Below are 17,657 nucleotides of genomic sequence, written 5' to 3'. Positions count from 1 at the left end.
CGGTGTTCTTGTTAGAATCCGCCTATATTATCTATTTTCAACCAATATAATTAATATATTCAGTTGAACAATGGTTGCTATAAGAATCAACGAAAAGTCTATGAAATTTGTGTTAAGGACCAGCTCGAATACCCTGACCCCAAGCAACCCATAGCGCAGTTTGGTAGGTAACGTGGTAAGAAGATTGTGTTAATAAATAGCTGAAATTTTGCTCATTAGGATGAAAAACACTCAAATTAATCATAGAGTAAAGAGTGTCAAGCATATTATAAAGCGAAATTGGTTTGTTGTGCGCAATTAAGTTGGCATCCAGCTGCTTTTGTGTCTCTTGGGCTGAAAAAACAAAAGTCAGCTGACGGATCATATTACGTAAAGCATGCTGATGCCAATAATTTGCGCCACAATTATAAAAAATACGATATTTACTGGCAGCTATTAGATGATCTAATGCTAAATTTTGCTGAGAATGGGGTAATAACTGGCTAGTATGTGACATATTTTCAGTCACTTTTGCCAAAGTTGTAGGTATACCAATACTAGCCGTTACAATACCTAATAGCAGGTGCGGCCAAAAATATCGTTTACCAAAATGTCGACAAAGATCTAATATATTCATTAAATATCATATAATATAAGAGTTGGAGTAAAAAATGCGCGATAGTTATCCCCAATCTTTAAATATTTTGTTAAAAGAGAGCAACCTTGAGTCCAATACCTTACAAACGATTCAACAGCGCGCGCAGGCATTAATTAAACTCAATAATACTGTTATCAGCCTACTTCCTATCGAGGTAAAGGCTTGGTGTCGAGTCTCTAATTATCGTCAACATATTCTTATTCTAGAAGTTACAAATGCTAGCCGAAAAGTACGACTAAACTATGAACTTCCTTCGCTACTCTCAACATTACGTAACACTATTTTACCATCTTTATCTTCAATCAACATAATGATTAATCCATCATTATCATCTAAAAATTCAAAAAATTGCTTATCATTGCAGCAAATAGCTATAAAACCATCAAAACAGATAATAAGCCAGCTAAGCAAAGAAAATGCAAAGACAATTCGTAACCTAGCAAAAAGAAGTCCAAAAAAACTAAAGGAAAAATTAGAGCGGCTAGCTGCATTGGCCGGAGAGAATACCAAAGCAACTAGCAATAAAGATTAGTGTTGAATAAAAAGCATCAACGAAAGTAACGTAAGAGAGAGAATAATCCACTGATGTACCATAGTTAGAATATCCTGCTTAAAATAATATATCTCATATTATTATTGTCGAAGGTGTTTTAAATGCGACTGGCATTTCAGATTCATCTTCGAACGTCACCATATCCCAAGCAGATTCCGTCGCTAAAACAGCCTGCAATAATTTGTTATTCAATGCATGGCCTGATTTATACGCGGTAAACGCACCAATTATATTATGACCACACATAAATAAATCACCAATAGCATCTAGCGTTTTATGACGTACAAATTCATCTTCAAAACGCAAGCCATCTTCATTTAATACGCGATAATCATCAACAACAATCGCACAATCAAAGCTACCGCCCAAACATAACCCTTTAGATTGTAAATACTCAATATCACGCATGAAGCCAAACGTACGCGCACGGCTAATATCTCTAACAAAAGATTTTGCCGAAAAATCTAGTTTATAACGTTGAGTACTACTATTAATAGCAGGATGATTGAAATCGATAGTGAAATCTAAGCTAAATCCGTTATAAGGTGCTAGTTCAGCCCATTTATCACCATCTGTAACTCGGACACTCTCTTTAATACGAAGAAATTTCTTGGCGCTGTTTAACTCTTCAATGCCTGCATCTAACAATAAAAATACAAAAGGCGCAGCACTTCCATCCATTATTGGAATTTCTGGTGCATCTACCTCAATGATAATATTGTCAATTCCTAGCCCTGCCAATGCAGCATTCAGATGTTCTACCGTGGAAATACGTACATCATCTTCATTGACCAAGCAGGTACATAGCATAGTATCACGTACCGATTTTGCCTCAGCCGGGAAATCAACCGGTGGATTTAAATCTGTACGGCGGTAGATGACCCCGGTATTGGCCGGTGCTGGACGCAATGCTAAAGTGACTTTCTTGCTAGTATGTAAACCGACGCCCGTCGCTTGAACAATACCTTTTAGTGTCCTTTGTTTGATCATCATTTTCTCTCACATAGTTAACAGTCTTGCTAATCCTCACTCCAGGATTAGCAAGATATTTTAGCACACAAAGCGGAGAAACCAATCAATTGTTAACTAATCAGCCTGTTTTCTTAAAAAAGCTGGAATATCAAGATAGTCCGGCTCTTTATTTGATTGCATATTTTGCTCATTCACCACTTTAGCAGCAGATTTTTCCTCTGTTAACGGCGTCATAGCCGGCATTGAGCCTTGCATCTGCTGATAACGCTGCTCTAGCGATGATTTTTGGGCTGTTTTGTTAGTAACCAATGTGATTTCTGGCCGCTTATCCATACCAATTCCTGTAGCAACCACGGTCACCCGTAACTCATCATTCATTTCAGGATCCAGTGAAGTACCGATAACAACTGTTGCATTATCAGAGGCAAATGCACGAATGGTATTACCCACTGTTTCAAATTCATCAAGCCGTAAATCAAAACCTGCGGTAATATTAACTAATACACCACGAGCGCCCGATAAATCGATATCTTCCAACAAGGGGCTGGAAATTGCCATTTCTGCCGCTTCCTCAGCTCGATCTTCACCTCGTGCTACGCCTGATCCCATCATAGCATAACCCATTTCAGACATGACGGTACGAACATCTGCAAAATCGACATTCATTAAACCTGGACGAGTAATCAGCTCAGCAATGCCTTGAACCGCGCCTTTCAACACATCATTGGCGGCACCGAATGCATCTAGCAAAGAAATACCGCGTCCAAGCACTTTTAATAATTTATCATTCGGAATGGTAATCAAGGAATCAACATGCTTAGACAGTTCTGAGATCCCTGTTTCAGCAAATGCCATGCGTTTTTTACCTTCAAAGTTGAAAGGTTTGGTCACAACCGCTACCGTCAGTATACCAATCTCTTTAGCAACTTCGGCTACAACAGGGGCTGCGCCGGTGCCCGTACCACCACCCATACCAGCAGCAATAAAGACCATATCTGCCCCATCAAGCGCATTGCGCAAGGCTTCACGATCTTCTTCAGCGGCATTACGACCAACTTCAGGATTCGCTCCTGCTCCCAAGCCTTTAGTAATACCATTGCCGATCTGAATAGTTTGTCCTACTGCTGTTTTACGTAATGCCTGAGCATCTGTATTAACAGCAAAGAATTCAACACCTTCGATGCGTTCACGCACCATGTGTTCAACGGCATTACCACCGCCACCGCCAACGCCGATGACTTTAATCACCGCGTCATTGGTTAATTCCATTGGTTCAAACATAATCTCTCTCCGTTTTGTGCCTTATATAGAAGCGAAGATTTGCTTCTTACAAAATTAAAATTCTTTTCTCAGCCAACTAGTGATTTTATGAAACCAACTACTCACTGATGTACGCTTATCCATTTCGGCTTCATTCCCAAGATGAGTCTGTTTGCCGTAATGCAGGAGCCCGACAGCTGTGGAGTAATAAGGCTCCTGTGCATAGTCCGTTAAACCAGTTATATTTAATGGCTTACCGATGCGTACCTGAGTATGGAATACTCTTTGGGCACATTCGACTAGACCATCAATTTGAGCACCGCCTCCTGTTAAGACAATACCCGCTGCCAGATGATGTTTAACACCTTGCTGACGTAATTGTTCTTGCAATTTCAAAATCTCGTCATTTACTAAGTTTAGCAACTCTGTGTAACGTGGCTCGATAACTTCAGCTAATGTTTGACGTTGTAAACTTCTTGGCGGCCGTCCACCTACACTTGGTACCTCAACATTTTCGTCTTTACTAACAATAGTACCTAATGCGCATCCATGGCGAACTTTTATTGTTTCCGCATCACTAGGGGGAGTACCAAATGCATAAGCAATATCACTTGTCACGACATTACCAGCATAGGGTATAACCTTTGTATGGCGCAGTGCACCGCCAGTATAAACGGCTATGTCCATAGTTCCTCCGCCAATATCGACGACACATACCCCCAATTCACGTTCATCTTCCGTTAAAACGGAATAACTTGACGCTAAACCGGCAAAAATTAATTGATCTACTTTTAAACCACAACGTTCAACTGCTTTGACAATATTTTTGGCCATATCATTATGGCAAGTAATTAGATGTACCTTAGCTTGCATACGTACACCTGAAAGTCCTACTGGATTTTTAATTCCTTCTTGATAATCAATCGCATATTCTTGTGGTATAACGTGTAAAATTCTATGCTCATCACGGACCCGGACAGATTTAGCAGTATGAACTACGCTATCTACGTCATCTTGAGTAACTTCATCCTCAGAAATAGGCACCATACCTATTTCATTTTGGCAACTAACGTGCTTGCCAGAAAGCGCCAGATAAACCGATGATATTTGGCAATCTGCCATCAATTCTGCTTGATCAATAGCTCGCTGCACACATTTAACGACTGATTCCAAATCATTCACACCGCCTTTATCCATCCCTCGAGATGGACAATTGCCGACACCAATAATATTTACCATCCCATCAGGCAGAATTTCACCAACCAGCGCAGAAACATTGGAAGTTCCAATTTCAAGACCAACTACTAATTTTCTGTCCGTCGTTTTAATCATCGTTAATTTGCCTGTATCTGATCAATCAGCAGTCTCAAACTATTTCAATTCAGTGTGTAACAGGTTCGGCTAAAAGTGGTAACCAACCTACCGCAGCACCGCTACCATATCGCAAATCTATATATCCAATACGTTTATCTGTCACTTGTTTTAATAGTGGATAAAGCTCAACAAAACGGTTTAATCTTTCTTTAATATCCTGTTTACCGATATTTAATCGAATATCATTCGCTAAAACTAATTGCCACGCGCGTCGTGCAGTCATTGATACTGACTTAATGCTAAAATTATGTGGCGCTAGTTGCTTTTGCATAACACGATACATCTCTAATACTTCTTGCTGGCTGCCTTGTGGACCATATAGCATTAAGAAATTACCTTTAACATTTAGTAACGCTGGTAAGCTAAAAACAGAGCCTTCTGCATTAATAAAAAAGGTATCATTCCATTTGGCATAAGGCTTATATTCCACTAAATGAATTTTTAGTTCATCCGGCCATTGTTTACGTACCGTAACTTGCCTTATCCATGGCATGGTTTTTATTTGATTCTGGATCGCATTCACATCAATAGTCATAAATGTACCCGGCATACCTAGTGCCAATATTGCTTTTCTAACATTATCATCACGGGTGTAAAGGCGTTCTCCAGTGATCACCAGCTTGGAAATAGGCAATCGATTAACGTCTTTCATCCAATTTAACACCATCCACCCACTCCATATAATAGTACCCAATACTATCAAGAAGAAGATAATGCCTGCCAAATAAGAACCATTACTTCGGCCGCCATCGTTGTGACGCTCTTTAGGCTCTTTATTATGAACGTTCAATGATGCCTGCGGCATATTACTTAGCCAATTCCAAAATCTTTTTAACTAACTGTGAAAAACTCATTCCTGCTTGTTTGGCAGCCATGGGTACTAAACTATGACCGGTCATTCCCGGTGAGGTATTAATTTCCAATAAATAAAAAATACCATTGTTATCCCTCATGACATCAACGCGTCCCCAACCAGTACAACCAACCGCCTTATAAGCCGCTAACGCTAATTCATTCAATTGTTCTTCTTCAGTTTTCAACCCACTAGGACAAAAATATTGTGTTTCATTAGAGAGATATTTGGCATCATAATCATACAAAACGCCTACCGGTTGAATACGAATCGAAGGCAGTACCTGCTCCCCTACAATTGCCACGGTATATTCAGGCCCATTTAGCCATTTCTCAATCAGCACATCTTTGTCATAACGACAAGCAAACTCGAGCGCTATTCTTAATTCAGGCAAAGTGGTTACTTTACTCATACCAACGCTTGAACCTTCAAGACTTGGCTTCACAATCAGCGGTAAGCCCAAATGATAAACAGACTCAAAAAGCATTTCATCTGACATCATTGCTAACTGTTGCTTCTCCAGTGCTATATAGGGTGCAATCGGTAAACCTATCCCCGTCCATAACTGTTTAGTACGTAGCTTGTCCATCGAAAGTGATGAAGCTAAAACACCACTACCGGTATAGGGTAAACCTAAAAATTCTAAAACCCCTTGCACCGTGCCATCTTCACCACCGCGTCCATGTAAAGCAATAAAAACTCTATTATAACCAGCTTCTTTTAATTTGATGACAGCAAAATCTTTAATATCAACTGGATAGGCCTCTATTCCAGCATCACGCAAACCATTTACTACCGCCTCACCAGATTGCAGTGACACCTCTCTTTCGGCTGAATTTCCGCCTAAAAGCACGGCAACTTTATCAGCCATGATCCTTTCCCTCATTTGTTAGTATTGGCTGTAAATCTGTGTCAGCCAAATGACGTGCTATCTTGCCGATATTACCAGCTCCCTGTATAAGTATCAGGTCGTTATCTTCGATAATTTGTGCTAATGTTTCGCTAATTTGCTCATGTTCAGCGACAAAAATAGGATCCAATTTGCCTCGATTGCGAATTGTCCGACATAATGAGCGACTATCTGCACCAGGAATAGGCTCCTCTCCTGCCGGATAGACATCTAGCATTATCAATACATCAACCTGCTCTAAAATATTGGCAAAATCATCATATAAATCACGCGTGCGAGTATATCTGTGAGGTTGAAAAACCATCACGATACGTTTATCTGGCCATCCTTCTTTTGCTGCTTTAATAGTAGCATTAACTTCTGTTGGATGGTGACCATAATCATCCACCAGCATAACGCTACCTTTTTTGCCATTAACTTCAGCTAAAGGGAAATTACCTAAGAAATCAAAACGTCGACCCGTGCCTTGAAATTTTTCTAGCGCAGTCAAAATAGCACTATCATCAATTCCTTCTTCCGTCGCTACAGCAATAGCCGCAGTTGCATTTAATGCATTATGACGACCTGGTGCATTCAAGATAAACTCTAAATCAGTTCGGTTTTCTCGCGCTACAGTAAAGAAACCTTGATTGCCTCGTTGTTCATAGGATTTAATGCGCACATCTGCGTCATCACTAAAACCATAAGTGGTAATATAACGACCTATTTGCGGTAACAGCGAACGCACCACAGGATCATCGATACATAATATTGCTCGACCATAAAATGGCAGATTATGTAAGAAACTAATGAAAGTCTGTTTTAATTTCTCAAAATCACCATCATAAGTCTCCATGTGATCTGCTTCTATATTTGTTATAACAGCAACTAGTGGTTGTAAATGTAAGAAAGAAGCGTCACTCTCATCGGCTTCTGCAATTAAATAGAGGCTAGTCCCTAGACGTGCATGAACTCCTGCTGCTTTCACTAATCCGCCATTGATAAAAGTTGGATCTAACCCTGCTTGCGCATAGATGCTGGCAATCATTGCGGTAGTCGTTGTTTTGCCATGGGTTCCTGCGATAGCAATTCCATGACGAAAACGCATTAATTCAGCCAACATTTCAGCGCGTCGAATGACCGGAATACGAGCTTCGCGTGCTGCAATAATTTCTGGATTATCGGCAGCGATTGCCGTAGATACGACAACAACGCAAGCATTTGCAACATTCTCTGGTCGGTGATTAAAATAAATTTTTGCGCCAAGCTCTATTAATTGTTCAGTAACCGTATTAGGTAACAAATCAGAACCACTAATTTCATAACCTTCGTTAGCCAATACTTCAGCAATACCGCCCATGCCAGCACCACCAATTCCAACAAAATGGATATGCCTAACCCGATGCATTTCAGGCACTGTTGCTCTTAATTTTGCTAATTGTTGTGTATTCACTTTACTATCTTCACTATTTCTATCGCTGATTTCAACATTCTGCAATGTAAAATCGGTTTCATTTAGCAACTTCAATTAAGGTTGCCGCCACACGTTTAGTTGCGTCAGTAATCGATGTCGCTCGTGCTTTTTTTGCCATATCCAATAACTGCGGACGCGACCATTGATGTAATAGATTCACCAACGCATCCGTTGAAAATTGCGGCTGCTCAACAATTTTCGCTGCTCCAGCCTTCTCTAACGGTAACGCATTCCAGTACTGTTGCCGATCTTTATGCTGAAAAGGAACAAAAATTGCTGGTAAGCCGGCAGCAGCAACTTCACTTACCGTTAAAGCACCTGCTCGACAGATGATGATATCAGCCCAAGCATAAGCCTCAGCCATATCATCAATAAATTCAGTTACTTTAGAATTATCTGATTTACCACATAACTTTTTATATAAAGTTTCCGTCATTTGCTGAGCACCTTTGCCCGCTTGATGCCAAATAGTCACCTTTCCATCTAGTTGAGCGGCTACTGCGGGTAATGTTTGGTTTAAAATTCTTGCCCCTTGACTACCCCCTATCACTAAAATTCGAATAGCGCCATCACGATCAATTAAACGTTCTTCGGGTTCAGGTAAGGCTAAGACCGTCTCACGAACTGGGTTTCCGACTACCGTAGCATTAGGGAATGCACTTGGAAATGCTTGTAAAACACGCTTAGCAATTTTAGCTAACCACCGATTGGTTAAACCTGCTACCCCATTTTGCTCATGCAGTACAATTGGAATATTAGATAACCAGGCAGCAATACCGCCTGGGCCAGAAACATATCCTCCCATGCCTAATACGACATCAGGTTGATAACGCTGCATAATCACTTTTGCCTGCTTTATTGCTTTAATAATTTTAAACGGAGCTACCAGAAATGCTTTGATACCTTTACCACGTAAACCAGAAATGTTTATAAATTCAATCTCAATGCCATGCTTAGGAACTAAATCTGCCTCCATCCGGTCAGCAGTTCCTAACCAACGAACATCCCAACCTTGTAGCTTTAAATAATTAGCCACTGCCAGTCCGGGAAAAACATGTCCTCCAGTACCGCCAGCCATCACCAGGAGGCGTTTTGGTTGGCTCATTTCGTTCTCCTTACAAATGCTTGTGCTCTCTTAAGGCGTGTTTCAAAATCGATACGTAACAAGATAGCAATGGCAATAAACATAATTAATAAGCTAGAGCCACCATAGCTAATTAACGGTAGTGTCAACCCTTTAGTTGGTAACATTCCGGCTGCAGCGCCAACATTAACCAACGCTTGGAAAGTAAACCAGATACCGATTGAACAGGCTAGATAACCGGAAAAATGTTGCTTTGCATCTAATGCCCGTTTGCCAATCATCATGCTGCGAAAAGCAACGAAAAATAACATTAAAAGCACTAACACAACACCGATATAACCAAGTTCTTCCGCTAAAACTGAGAAAATAAAATCAGTATGTGCTTCAGGCAAATATTCTAATTTTTGGATAGAATTACCTAAACCTTGGCCCCATAATTCACCACGCCCAAACGCCATCAAAGATTGTGTTAATTGATAGCCACTGCCAAAAGGATCCGCCCATGGATTGAGAAAAGAGGTTATTCGACGCAAACGATAAGGCTCAAAATAGATCAAGCCAATAACACCTACCGCACAAATAACAATACCGATAATAAACGGTGCTAATCTAGCACCTGCCAGGAATAGCAGTGCTAAAGTTGTCACAACCAGCACAATTACTGTACCTAAATCAGGTTGTAATAGCAGTAAAATAGCCATTAATATTAAAATGCACATCGGTTTGATAAAACCCAAAAACCGCGTTCTCACCTCATCAGTTTTTCTGACTAAATAACTGGATACATAGCAAAATAAGGCTAATTTTGCGATCTCAGCCGGCTGTATACGGACAATACCGGTATTAATCCAACGAGAAGCTCCATTAACTGAGCTTCCGGCAACCAATACCACTAATAACAATATTAGGGAGGTTATCAATAATAAAAAATTATATTTTTCCCACCACACCATTGGAATATTTAAGACTAATAAAGCTAAACCAAATGATAAAATAAGATAGATAACATCGCGTTTAGCAAAGAAAAAAGGATCTTGCGTTAAACGCTGCCCAACTGGCATCGATGCTGATGTCACCATAATAAAACCAATTATAGCCAGACCTAATGTAAGCCAAACCAAAGTACGATCATAAAGGATCGTATCCAGAACATCGTTATCCGGCTCACCGTTAGCCCAATTTGTTAGTCGTTTGAAGTTAAATATCATTCTTGACCTAACTCCTTTGCTAATTGGCTAAATCTATCACCCCGTTGTTCAAAGTTACGAAATTGGTCGAAGCTAGCACAAGCTGGTGAAAGAAGTACCATATCACCGGCTTTCAATTCCGGTGCGATGGCGCGCAGACATTGCTCCATTGTATCTAGTAACAAACTATTCGGTTTTAATTGTGCCAATTGATAACCATCACGGCCAAAACAACATAATTTAATGTTTTTTGCTGAGATATAGGGTTTTAATGGTGAAAAATCTGCTGACTTTCCCTCCCCACCCAATAATAAATAAAGCGTTCCAGCTACTTGTAAACCTTTTAAAGCGGCTTCTGTGCTGCTAACATTCGTTGCTTTAGAATCATTAACCCATTGAATACCTTGATTCTGATGAACTAATTGGCAACGATGAGGCAAGCCTGCATATTGAGTTAATGCCGTTAAACTTGCTTTTCTTGGAATCTTCACCGCATCCGCTAAAGCCAGGGCAGCCGCGCCATTAAGATAGTTATGCTGCCCAACTAACCGTATTTCAGCGGTATCAATAATCGGTTGCCCTTTTATTTGTAGTTCTTGGCAACTTGTATTTAATTGATAATCCCCACTATTAATGCCAAAACTGATACAACGTGCATCACGGCCCAATAGTGGCCAAGTTTGTGGTTCTTGTTCATTAATAATACAAACTTTAGCGCCAGCATAAATTCGTAACTTCGCAGCGCGGTACTGTTCAACACCTGTCGGATACCGATCCATATGATCTTCTGTCACATTTAATATGGTTGCTACCGCAGCCTTTAAACTTGATGTTGTTTCAAGCTGAAAACTAGAAAGCTCTAATACATACAAATCATAATCTTTTGCTAATAATGTCAGCACCGGCGTTCCAATATTGCCACCAACTGCCACTTGCCAATTAGCTGCTTTTGTCATTTCACCAACTAATGCTGTAACCGTACTCTTACCATTAGAACCGGTGATAGCAACTATCGGTTTATCTATTTCACGACAAAAAAGTTCAATATCACCAATAATTTCGATACCTTTATCTGCAGCTGTTTTTAATTCTGGAGTAGCAAGCGAAATACCGGGGCTTGCAACGATCAAATCAGCCGCCATCAACCATTCACTATTCCAACTACCACAGTGACAGACGACTTCCGCCGGCAATTTATCCTTACCTGGCGGTGTTATTCTGGTATCAATTACGCGTGGCACCACCTGGCGAGAGAGAAAAAAGTCGATACAAGATAGACCTGTCTGGCCTAACCCGATGCTGACAACTTTTTTGCCCTGATAATTAGCCATTATTAACGTACCTTTAATGTTACCAATCCAATCAATACCAGCATTAATGAGATGATCCAAAAACGCACAATGACTCGAGGTTCAGGCCATCCTTTTAATTCGTAATGATGGTGGATCGGCGCCATCCGAAAAATGCGTTGACCACGCAGTTTAAATGATCCAACTTGTAAAATTACCGATAAGGTTTCAACAACAAACACACCACCCATAATCAGTAATAAAAATTCTTGCCGTAATAAAACCGCAATCGTTCCCAATGCACCGCCTAATGCCAATGAGCCAACATCGCCCATGAAAACTTGCGCAGGATAGGTGTTAAACCATAAAAATCCCAAACCGGCACCAACAATTGCCGTACAAACCACGACTAATTCACCTGCGTGGCTGATATAAGGAATTTTTAAATAGTTGGCAAAATTGAAATTACCCGTTGCCCAAGCCACTAATGCAAAACCTGCCGAAATAAAAACGGTTGGCATAATCGCTAAACCGTCTAGTCCATCAGTTAAATTAACTGCATTACTTGTGCCAACAATAACAAAATAAGTCAGTAAAATATAAAACATACCAAGTTGTGGCATGACATCTTTAAAAAATGGTACAACCAATTGAGTGACTGCCGTATCTTTACCTGTGCTATATAGAGCAAATGCTATTCCCAAAGCCAATACGGATTGCCAGAAATATTTCCACCGAGCAATCAACCCTCTAGAGTTTTTACGTACCACTTTACGATAATCATCAATAAAGCCAATAACACCATATCCCAATAAAACGGCTAATACGCACCAAACATATGGATTATTTAACCGCGCCCATAGCATGACTGAAATCACAATAGAAGATAAAATCAACACACCGCCCATGGTAGGTGTGCCACGTTTGCAAAAATGCGATTCGGGACCTTCATCACGCACAATCTGACCTATTTGTAATTTTTGCAAATAGGAAATCAAATGGGGCCCCATCCATAGCGCAATCACCAAAGCCGTTAACAAACTGGTAATAGCCCGAAATGTCAAATAGGAGAAAAGATTAAAGCCAGAAAAATATTTAACTAAATATTCGGCTAACCAGACTAACATAAAAAGCACTCCTGTAAGGCGTGTACAACTTCTTCCATTGCTGTACTGCGCGAACCTTTAACTAAAACTGATACCGTTTCGTGTTCTTTTATTAATGGGATCAGTTTTGCAATTAACTCTTTTTTAGAAGCAAAATGCTCACCGCAACCACTCTGTTGACTAATAACGATAATTTGTTGACCAATACTTAACACTCGGTCAAGCTTCATTTGCTGAGTCGCCAAACCGACTGCTTGATGCCATTTTTCGGTCTGATCGCCTAATTCACCCATATCACCGACCACCAAAATACGGTATCCAGGCATTTGAGATAAAACATCAGCAGCAGCAATCATAGAGCCTGTATTGGCATTGTAGGTGTCATCTAAAATAAGTTTACCGGGCGCTAAATGAATTGGGTATAAACGACCTGATACCGGCTGCACAGCTGCCAATCCAAGCCTTATTTGCTCAAGCGTCGCACCAACAGACATAGCTAAAGCACTAGCCGCTAATGCATTAGCAACATTATGTTTACCGGCTAAGGGTAATAATATTGAGACAATACCGATTGGTGTATGCAACTCAAATTCGCTACCTATTGATTTCGTGGTAATATTTTCCGCATAAAAATCAGCCTGTTGCTGTTTCTCTATAGAAAAACGCCAAATGGTTTGTTGTTGTTTAAAATAAGATTGCCAATTTTTCCAATCATGGCTAGCCAAATTAATAACTGCCGTTCCTGTTTCCGCTAATCCCTGAAAAATATCTCCCTTTGCCTTAGCGACACCCGCTAATGAACCAAAACCTTCAAGATGAGCAGCAAATAAATTATTAACCAATACACTATCCGGTCTAACCATATTAGTGGTATAGGCAATTTCACCGATATGATTGGCTCCCATTTCAATCACTGCATACTGGTGCTCTGCCGTCAATCGAAATAACGTTAACGGCACACCAATATCATTATTGAAATTACCTGCAGTAAAAAGTGTTGTACCACATTGTGATAGAATGGCGGCCACCATCTCTTTAACCGAAGTTTTGCCAGAAGAGCCCGTCAGCCCTATAACCTTAGCTTTGATTTGTGATCGAACCCAAGCGGCTAACTTTCCCATAGCTAACCGCGTATCTTTCACAATAACTTGTGGACAGTGAATAGTTAACGGCCGCTCAACTAATAATGCCGTAGCACCAGCTGCAATAGCCTCTTTAGCAAAATGGTGACCATCAAAATGTTCACCCTTTAAAGCAATAAATAAACCATTAATGGATTGCTGGCGGCTATTGGTTGTTACCGTATCCAGCCATAAACTCGCTGCCTGCTGATCATTTATTTGCTGTAAAGCACCTTGGGTTACAGTAGCCAATTGCTTCAATGAAATAGGGATCATGCCATCACCCCCAATAGCCGGGCTACCGTCAAGCGATCGGAATAATCGAGCGGACGATCACCAATAATTTGATAATCTTCATGACCTTTACCGGCAATTAATATGACATCATCAGTATCGGCCTGCATAATCGCACTAGTGACCGCTTCCACTCGGCCAACAATCGGCATTGCCCGACCAGCATCAAGAAAACCGCTTAAAATATCATCGATTATGGCTTTTGGCTCTTCACTACGTGGATTATCATCGGTTACTATCACAATATCAGCATACTGTTCAGCCACACTGCCCATTAATGCACGTTTACCCTTGTCTCTATCACCACCACAACCAAATACACACCAAAGTTTGCCACGACAATGGAGACGGAGCGCAATTAATGCTTTTTCGAGTGCATCCGGAGTATGAGCATAATCGACAACAACCGTTGGCCGCCCTTGTGAGGTGAAGACTTCCATTCGTCCACAGACCGGTTGTATGGCATGTGATGATTTTATCACCGTATCAAATGGGTAACCGATCATTAAAAGTGTCGCCATGGCTAACATGACATTATTAACATTAAAAGCCCCCATTAGTGGGCTTTCTAGCAAACTTTTTCCCCAAGTCGAATTAAAATGAATAGTCGCCCCACGATCATGATAATCAACTTGCTCCACTAGCACCCAAGCACCCTGCCAATCAGTAGGTATGAGATCCTCCATCGAAACTGCACATGCTTGTGGCAATCTTGCAAGCCACTGCAAACCGGTATCATCATCTACATTGATAATCTGTTTATCAGATTTATGGCTTGAAAATAATAACCATTTTGCCGCTGCATAATTTTGCATATCACCATGATAATCAAGGTGATCACGACTTAAATTAGTAAACACAGCAGCGGTAAAAGGAATAGCAGCCACCCGACCTTGCACTAAGCCATGGGAGGAAACTTCCATCGCCACTAAGGTTGCCTGCTTGTCAACCAACAACTGCAATTCAGCCTGAACATCAACCGCCGAGCCGGTGGTATTTTCACTAGGTACAATTTGTCCTAATATTCCGTTACCAACCGTGCCCATTATAGCACTGACTTCGCCCAGCCCTTTAGCCCACTGAGCAATTAGCTGAGTAGTGGTTGTTTTACCATTTGTTCCTGTTACACCAATTAATCGCAATTTTGCAGCTGGATGTTGATAAAATTCTCCCGCTAACAGTGATAATTGATTATTCAAATCATTAATATAAATGACAGGGACGCCATGCATATATCGAATCGTTCCAGCTTTTGTCTCGCCTTGTGCTTCAGCAATAATTGCGGCGACACCTTGCGCTATCGCTTGAGAAATATATTGTCGTCCATCTGTTTGATGGCCTTTAATTGCTAAAAATAGGTCTCCTGCCGCTACCTTACGGCTATCAAGCGTCATTTCTCGTAACACCTTATCTGGCGCGTTAACACCCAGTGTTGCAAGTAAATCGCGTAGATTACGATCTGCCACCTGTATCCTCTTTTATCTTGTTAATTACTAATTCATTATCATCTTAGGTCAATGCATCAGGCTCTATATTCATTAAACGTAAAACGCCGCCCATAATGGCTCCAAATACGGGCGCAGAAACAGCACCACCGTAATATTTCCCCGCAGTAGGCTCATTGATAATCACAACCACGGCATAACGAGGGTTACTTGCCGGTGCTACGCCAGCCGTATAAGCAATATATTGATTAATATAATGGCCATCATTACCAACTTTTTTTGCTGTACCTGTCTTAATTGCTATTCGATAACCCTTCACTGCGGCTAGAACACCACCGCCACCAGGCAATGCAACACTTTCCATCATGCGAACCACCATCCGCATAATTGCCTCAGGAAAAATACGAGCTCCAGATACCGGCGGATCAACTTTTGTAATTGATAGCGGGCGATAAATACCAAAACTACCAATTGTTGCATAAACTCTCGCTAACTGTAGTGGTGTTACCATTAGCCCATAACCAAAAGAAAAGGTGGCCCTTTCAAATTCAGACCACCGCATTTTTTTATTAGGAAAGATGCCACTACTTTCTCCAATTAATCCTAAATTTGTTGGTTTACCCAAACCGAAACGAGCATAAACGTCTACCAGTTCATCGGCAGGCATCGCTAACGCTAACTTTGAAACACCAACATTACTTGATTTTTGTAAAATACCTGTAATCGATAACTCACTATACCTTGCTACATCTTTAATTTCATGACCACTAATTATATATGGTTGAGTATTTAACACACTATTGGCTTTGACAATTCCATTATTCAATGCACTAACGATTACCATCGGTTTAACTGTTGAGCCAGGTTCAAATACATCGGTGATCGCTCGGTTACGCATCACTTGAGTTGGAGTACCTGCAAGATTATTCGGGTTATAGGAGGGGCTGTTAGCCATCGCCAATACTTCACCCGTATGAACATCGACTAAAATAGCAGTACCCGACTCAGCTTTATGCTCCATTACACTGCGTGTTAATTCACGATAAACCAATGACTGTATGCGTTCGTCAATACTTAATACCAAGTCGTGGGCAACCTGACTATCAATGGAAGAAACATCTTCGATAACTCGCCCATAACGATCTTTACGCACTATCCTTTCGCCTGGAGCCCCAGTTAATAGATAGTTAAAGCTTTTTTCAATTCCTTCAATTCCCTGTCCATCAATATCTGTTACCCCAATTAAATGCGCTGCTACTGGACCAGATGGATAATAGCGACGAGACTCTTTACGCAAATAAATACCGGCTATTTTTAATTTGCTAATATATTCACCAACAGATGGATTCACTTGGCGCGCTAAATAGGCAAACCGACTGTTAGGGTTAAGACTAATTTTATGGTTCACTTGCTCGAGCTGGAGCCTTAGCTCATCAGCTAATGCTTGCCAACGTTCATCATTGGTTAATCCACCATTTTCGTAAATTATTTTCGGATCAGCCCAAATAGCATAAACCGGAACACTTACTGCTAGCTGACGCCCCTCACGATCACTTATCATGCCCCGTGCAGCCGTCCCTTTCTGAACGCGAAGCGAACGCATATCACCTTCTTTAACAAGCTCTTCCGGGTTAATAACTTGTAGATAAGTAACACGAATAATAAGACCAATTAATGCCAATCCTATGCCCGCACACAATAGCAAGAAACGCCAGCTAACATAGCTAACTTTTTCTTCGTACCGTCTTCTATACTTCACTGAGCGCGCAGGCTTCATGTTGTTTACCTATTGACTAAAACTATTTTGCAATCACAATATGTTCTTGTGTCGGATCTACATGGACCATTTGTATCTTTTCAACCGAAAGGCGTTCAACTCGACTATGATTTCCTAATGAGTTTTCTTCCAAAATCAAATTGCGCCATTCTATATCTAAAGATTCTTTTTCTTCTGTCATCAAATCCTTTTGTGCTGTTAATAATCGTGTTTGATGACTGACTGTAACAATTGAAATCGCTGATATGATAATCACTATCAATAGAATCAACGGGACAGCTCCGTGCCGAAAAATATCGTAACCAATCATCCTAATTAAGCTATATTTTTCCGCAGTCATTA

16 protein-coding genes are annotated in these 17,657 nt (G+C 40.7%); 1 reads left to right on the top strand and 15 read right to left on the bottom strand.

All coding sequences use genetic code 11. The annotated features are described in order from the left end of the window. Window positions 1-112: 112 nt before the first annotated feature. Window positions 113-616 (bottom strand): secA translation cis-regulator SecM, encoded by a 504-nt coding sequence (secM, locus tag E3U36_RS00470; protein WP_180816752.1) that lies wholly within the window; start codon window positions 614-616, stop codon window positions 113-115. Between the two features lie 34 nt (window positions 617-650). Between secM and E3U36_RS00465 the strand changes: the two genes are divergently transcribed. Then, entirely contained in the window at window positions 651-1,169 is a 519-nt protein-coding gene (locus E3U36_RS00465; RefSeq protein ID WP_180816751.1) for a DUF721 domain-containing protein, read from the top strand. 93 nt (window positions 1,170-1,262) lie between these two features. On the opposite strand, the gene lpxC is transcribed toward E3U36_RS00465, so the two are convergent. The 14 genes from lpxC to ftsL form a co-directional block, all read right to left on the bottom strand. Further along, on the bottom strand, window positions 1,263-2,180 hold the full coding sequence (gene lpxC, locus E3U36_RS00460) for a UDP-3-O-acyl-N-acetylglucosamine deacetylase (protein ID WP_180817466.1): 918 nt from the start codon (window positions 2,178-2,180) through the stop codon (window positions 1,263-1,265). 96 nt (window positions 2,181-2,276) lie between these two features. Further along, window positions 2,277-3,443 carry a cell division protein FtsZ gene (gene ftsZ, locus E3U36_RS00455; RefSeq protein WP_180816750.1) on the bottom strand — a complete coding sequence of 389 codons (1,167 nt, stop codon included), beginning with the start codon at window positions 3,441-3,443 and terminating at the stop codon, window positions 2,277-2,279. Between the two features lie 54 nt (window positions 3,444-3,497). Then, window positions 3,498-4,754 (bottom strand): cell division protein FtsA, encoded by a 1,257-nt coding sequence (gene ftsA / locus E3U36_RS00450; protein ID WP_180816749.1) that lies wholly within the window; start codon window positions 4,752-4,754, stop codon window positions 3,498-3,500. A 49-nt stretch (window positions 4,755-4,803) separates the two neighbouring features. Beyond that, a complete protein-coding gene (gene ftsQ, locus E3U36_RS00445; RefSeq protein ID WP_180816748.1) occupies window positions 4,804-5,601 on the bottom strand; it encodes a cell division protein FtsQ in 798 nt (265 codons plus the stop codon). Between the two features lies 1 nt (window position 5,602). Continuing rightward, window positions 5,603-6,520 carry a D-alanine--D-alanine ligase gene (locus tag E3U36_RS00440; RefSeq protein WP_180816747.1) on the bottom strand — a complete coding sequence of 306 codons (918 nt, stop codon included), beginning with the start codon at window positions 6,518-6,520 and terminating at the stop codon, window positions 5,603-5,605. Beyond that, window positions 6,513-7,946: a UDP-N-acetylmuramate--L-alanine ligase gene (gene murC, locus E3U36_RS00435; RefSeq protein WP_439647299.1), complete on the bottom strand. Its 1,434-nt coding sequence runs from the start codon at window positions 7,944-7,946 to the stop codon at window positions 6,513-6,515. Before murC ends, E3U36_RS00440 begins: the two co-directional genes overlap by 8 nt. Before the next feature lie 103 nt (window positions 7,947-8,049). Further along, complete coding sequence (murG, locus tag E3U36_RS00430) at window positions 8,050-9,117, bottom strand: undecaprenyldiphospho-muramoylpentapeptide beta-N-acetylglucosaminyltransferase (RefSeq protein WP_180816746.1); 1,068 nt, start codon at window positions 9,115-9,117, stop codon at window positions 8,050-8,052. After that, window positions 9,114-10,304, bottom strand: a complete 1,191-nt coding sequence (gene ftsW / locus E3U36_RS00425; protein ID WP_180816745.1) for a cell division protein FtsW — start codon at window positions 10,302-10,304, stop codon at window positions 9,114-9,116. Before ftsW ends, murG begins: the two co-directional genes overlap by 4 nt. After that, window positions 10,301-11,614, bottom strand: a complete 1,314-nt coding sequence (gene murD, locus E3U36_RS00420) for a UDP-N-acetylmuramoyl-L-alanine--D-glutamate ligase (protein ID WP_180817464.1) — start codon at window positions 11,612-11,614, stop codon at window positions 10,301-10,303. Before murD ends, ftsW begins: the two co-directional genes overlap by 4 nt. Before the next feature lie 2 nt (window positions 11,615-11,616). Further along, entirely contained in the window at window positions 11,617-12,699 is a 1,083-nt protein-coding gene (gene mraY / locus E3U36_RS00415; protein ID WP_180816744.1) for a phospho-N-acetylmuramoyl-pentapeptide-transferase, read from the bottom strand. Beyond that, complete coding sequence (gene murF, locus E3U36_RS00410; protein WP_180816743.1) at window positions 12,693-14,075, bottom strand: UDP-N-acetylmuramoyl-tripeptide--D-alanyl-D-alanine ligase; 1,383 nt, start codon at window positions 14,073-14,075, stop codon at window positions 12,693-12,695. Before murF ends, mraY begins: the two co-directional genes overlap by 7 nt. Continuing rightward, window positions 14,072-15,559, bottom strand: a complete 1,488-nt coding sequence (murE, locus tag E3U36_RS00405) for a UDP-N-acetylmuramoyl-L-alanyl-D-glutamate--2,6-diaminopimelate ligase (RefSeq protein WP_180816742.1) — start codon at window positions 15,557-15,559, stop codon at window positions 14,072-14,074. Before murE ends, murF begins: the two co-directional genes overlap by 4 nt. 43 nt (window positions 15,560-15,602) lie before the next feature. Further along, window positions 15,603-17,315 (bottom strand): peptidoglycan glycosyltransferase FtsI, encoded by a 1,713-nt coding sequence (gene ftsI, locus E3U36_RS00400; protein WP_180816741.1) that lies wholly within the window; start codon window positions 17,313-17,315, stop codon window positions 15,603-15,605. 22 nt (window positions 17,316-17,337) lie between these two features. Then, a complete protein-coding gene (gene ftsL, locus E3U36_RS00395) occupies window positions 17,338-17,655 on the bottom strand; it encodes a cell division protein FtsL (protein WP_180816740.1) in 318 nt (105 codons plus the stop codon). Window positions 17,656-17,657 lie beyond the last annotated feature (2 nt).

It is taken from the genome of Arsenophonus endosymbiont of Aphis craccivora (assembly GCF_013460135.1).
In the GTDB taxonomy this organism is placed as follows: domain Bacteria; phylum Pseudomonadota; class Gammaproteobacteria; order Enterobacterales; family Enterobacteriaceae; genus Arsenophonus; species Arsenophonus nilaparvatae.
The sequence above is the reverse complement of the archived record's forward strand: the minus strand, read 5'-3'. Positions and strand labels throughout refer to the sequence as shown.

Coding starts and splice junctions, on each gene's coding strand:
- secM (WP_180816752.1), bottom strand. CDS start 616: ATGAATATATTAGATCTTTGTCGACATTTTGGTAAACGATATTTTTGG.
- E3U36_RS00465 (WP_180816751.1), top strand. CDS start 651: ATGCGCGATAGTTATCCCCAATCTTTAAATATTTTGTTAAAAGAGAGC.
- lpxC (WP_180817466.1), bottom strand. CDS start 2,180: ATGATCAAACAAAGGACACTAAAAGGTATTGTTCAAGCGACGGGCGTC.
- ftsZ (WP_180816750.1), bottom strand. CDS start 3,443: ATGTTTGAACCAATGGAATTAACCAATGACGCGGTGATTAAAGTCATC.
- ftsA (WP_180816749.1), bottom strand. CDS start 4,754: ATGATTAAAACGACGGACAGAAAATTAGTAGTTGGTCTTGAAATTGGA.
- ftsQ (WP_180816748.1), bottom strand. CDS start 5,601: ATGCCGCAGGCATCATTGAACGTTCATAATAAAGAGCCTAAAGAGCGT.
- E3U36_RS00440 (WP_180816747.1), bottom strand. CDS start 6,520: ATGGCTGATAAAGTTGCCGTGCTTTTAGGCGGAAATTCAGCCGAAAGA.
- murC (WP_439647299.1), bottom strand. CDS start 7,946: ATGCATCGGGTTAGGCATATCCATTTTGTTGGAATTGGTGGTGCTGGC.
- murG (WP_180816746.1), bottom strand. CDS start 9,117: ATGAGCCAACCAAAACGCCTCCTGGTGATGGCTGGCGGTACTGGAGGA.
- ftsW (WP_180816745.1), bottom strand. CDS start 10,304: ATGATATTTAACTTCAAACGACTAACAAATTGGGCTAACGGTGAGCCG.
- murD (WP_180817464.1), bottom strand. CDS start 11,614: ATGGCTAATTATCAGGGCAAAAAAGTTGTCAGCATCGGGTTAGGCCAG.
- mraY (WP_180816744.1), bottom strand. CDS start 12,699: ATGTTAGTCTGGTTAGCCGAATATTTAGTTAAATATTTTTCTGGCTTT.
- murF (WP_180816743.1), bottom strand. CDS start 14,075: ATGATCCCTATTTCATTGAAGCAATTGGCTACTGTAACCCAAGGTGCT.
- ftsI (WP_180816741.1), bottom strand. CDS start 17,315: ATGAAGCCTGCGCGCTCAGTGAAGTATAGAAGACGGTACGAAGAAAAA.
- ftsL (WP_180816740.1), bottom strand. CDS start 17,655: ATGACTGCGGAAAAATATAGCTTAATTAGGATGATTGGTTACGATATT.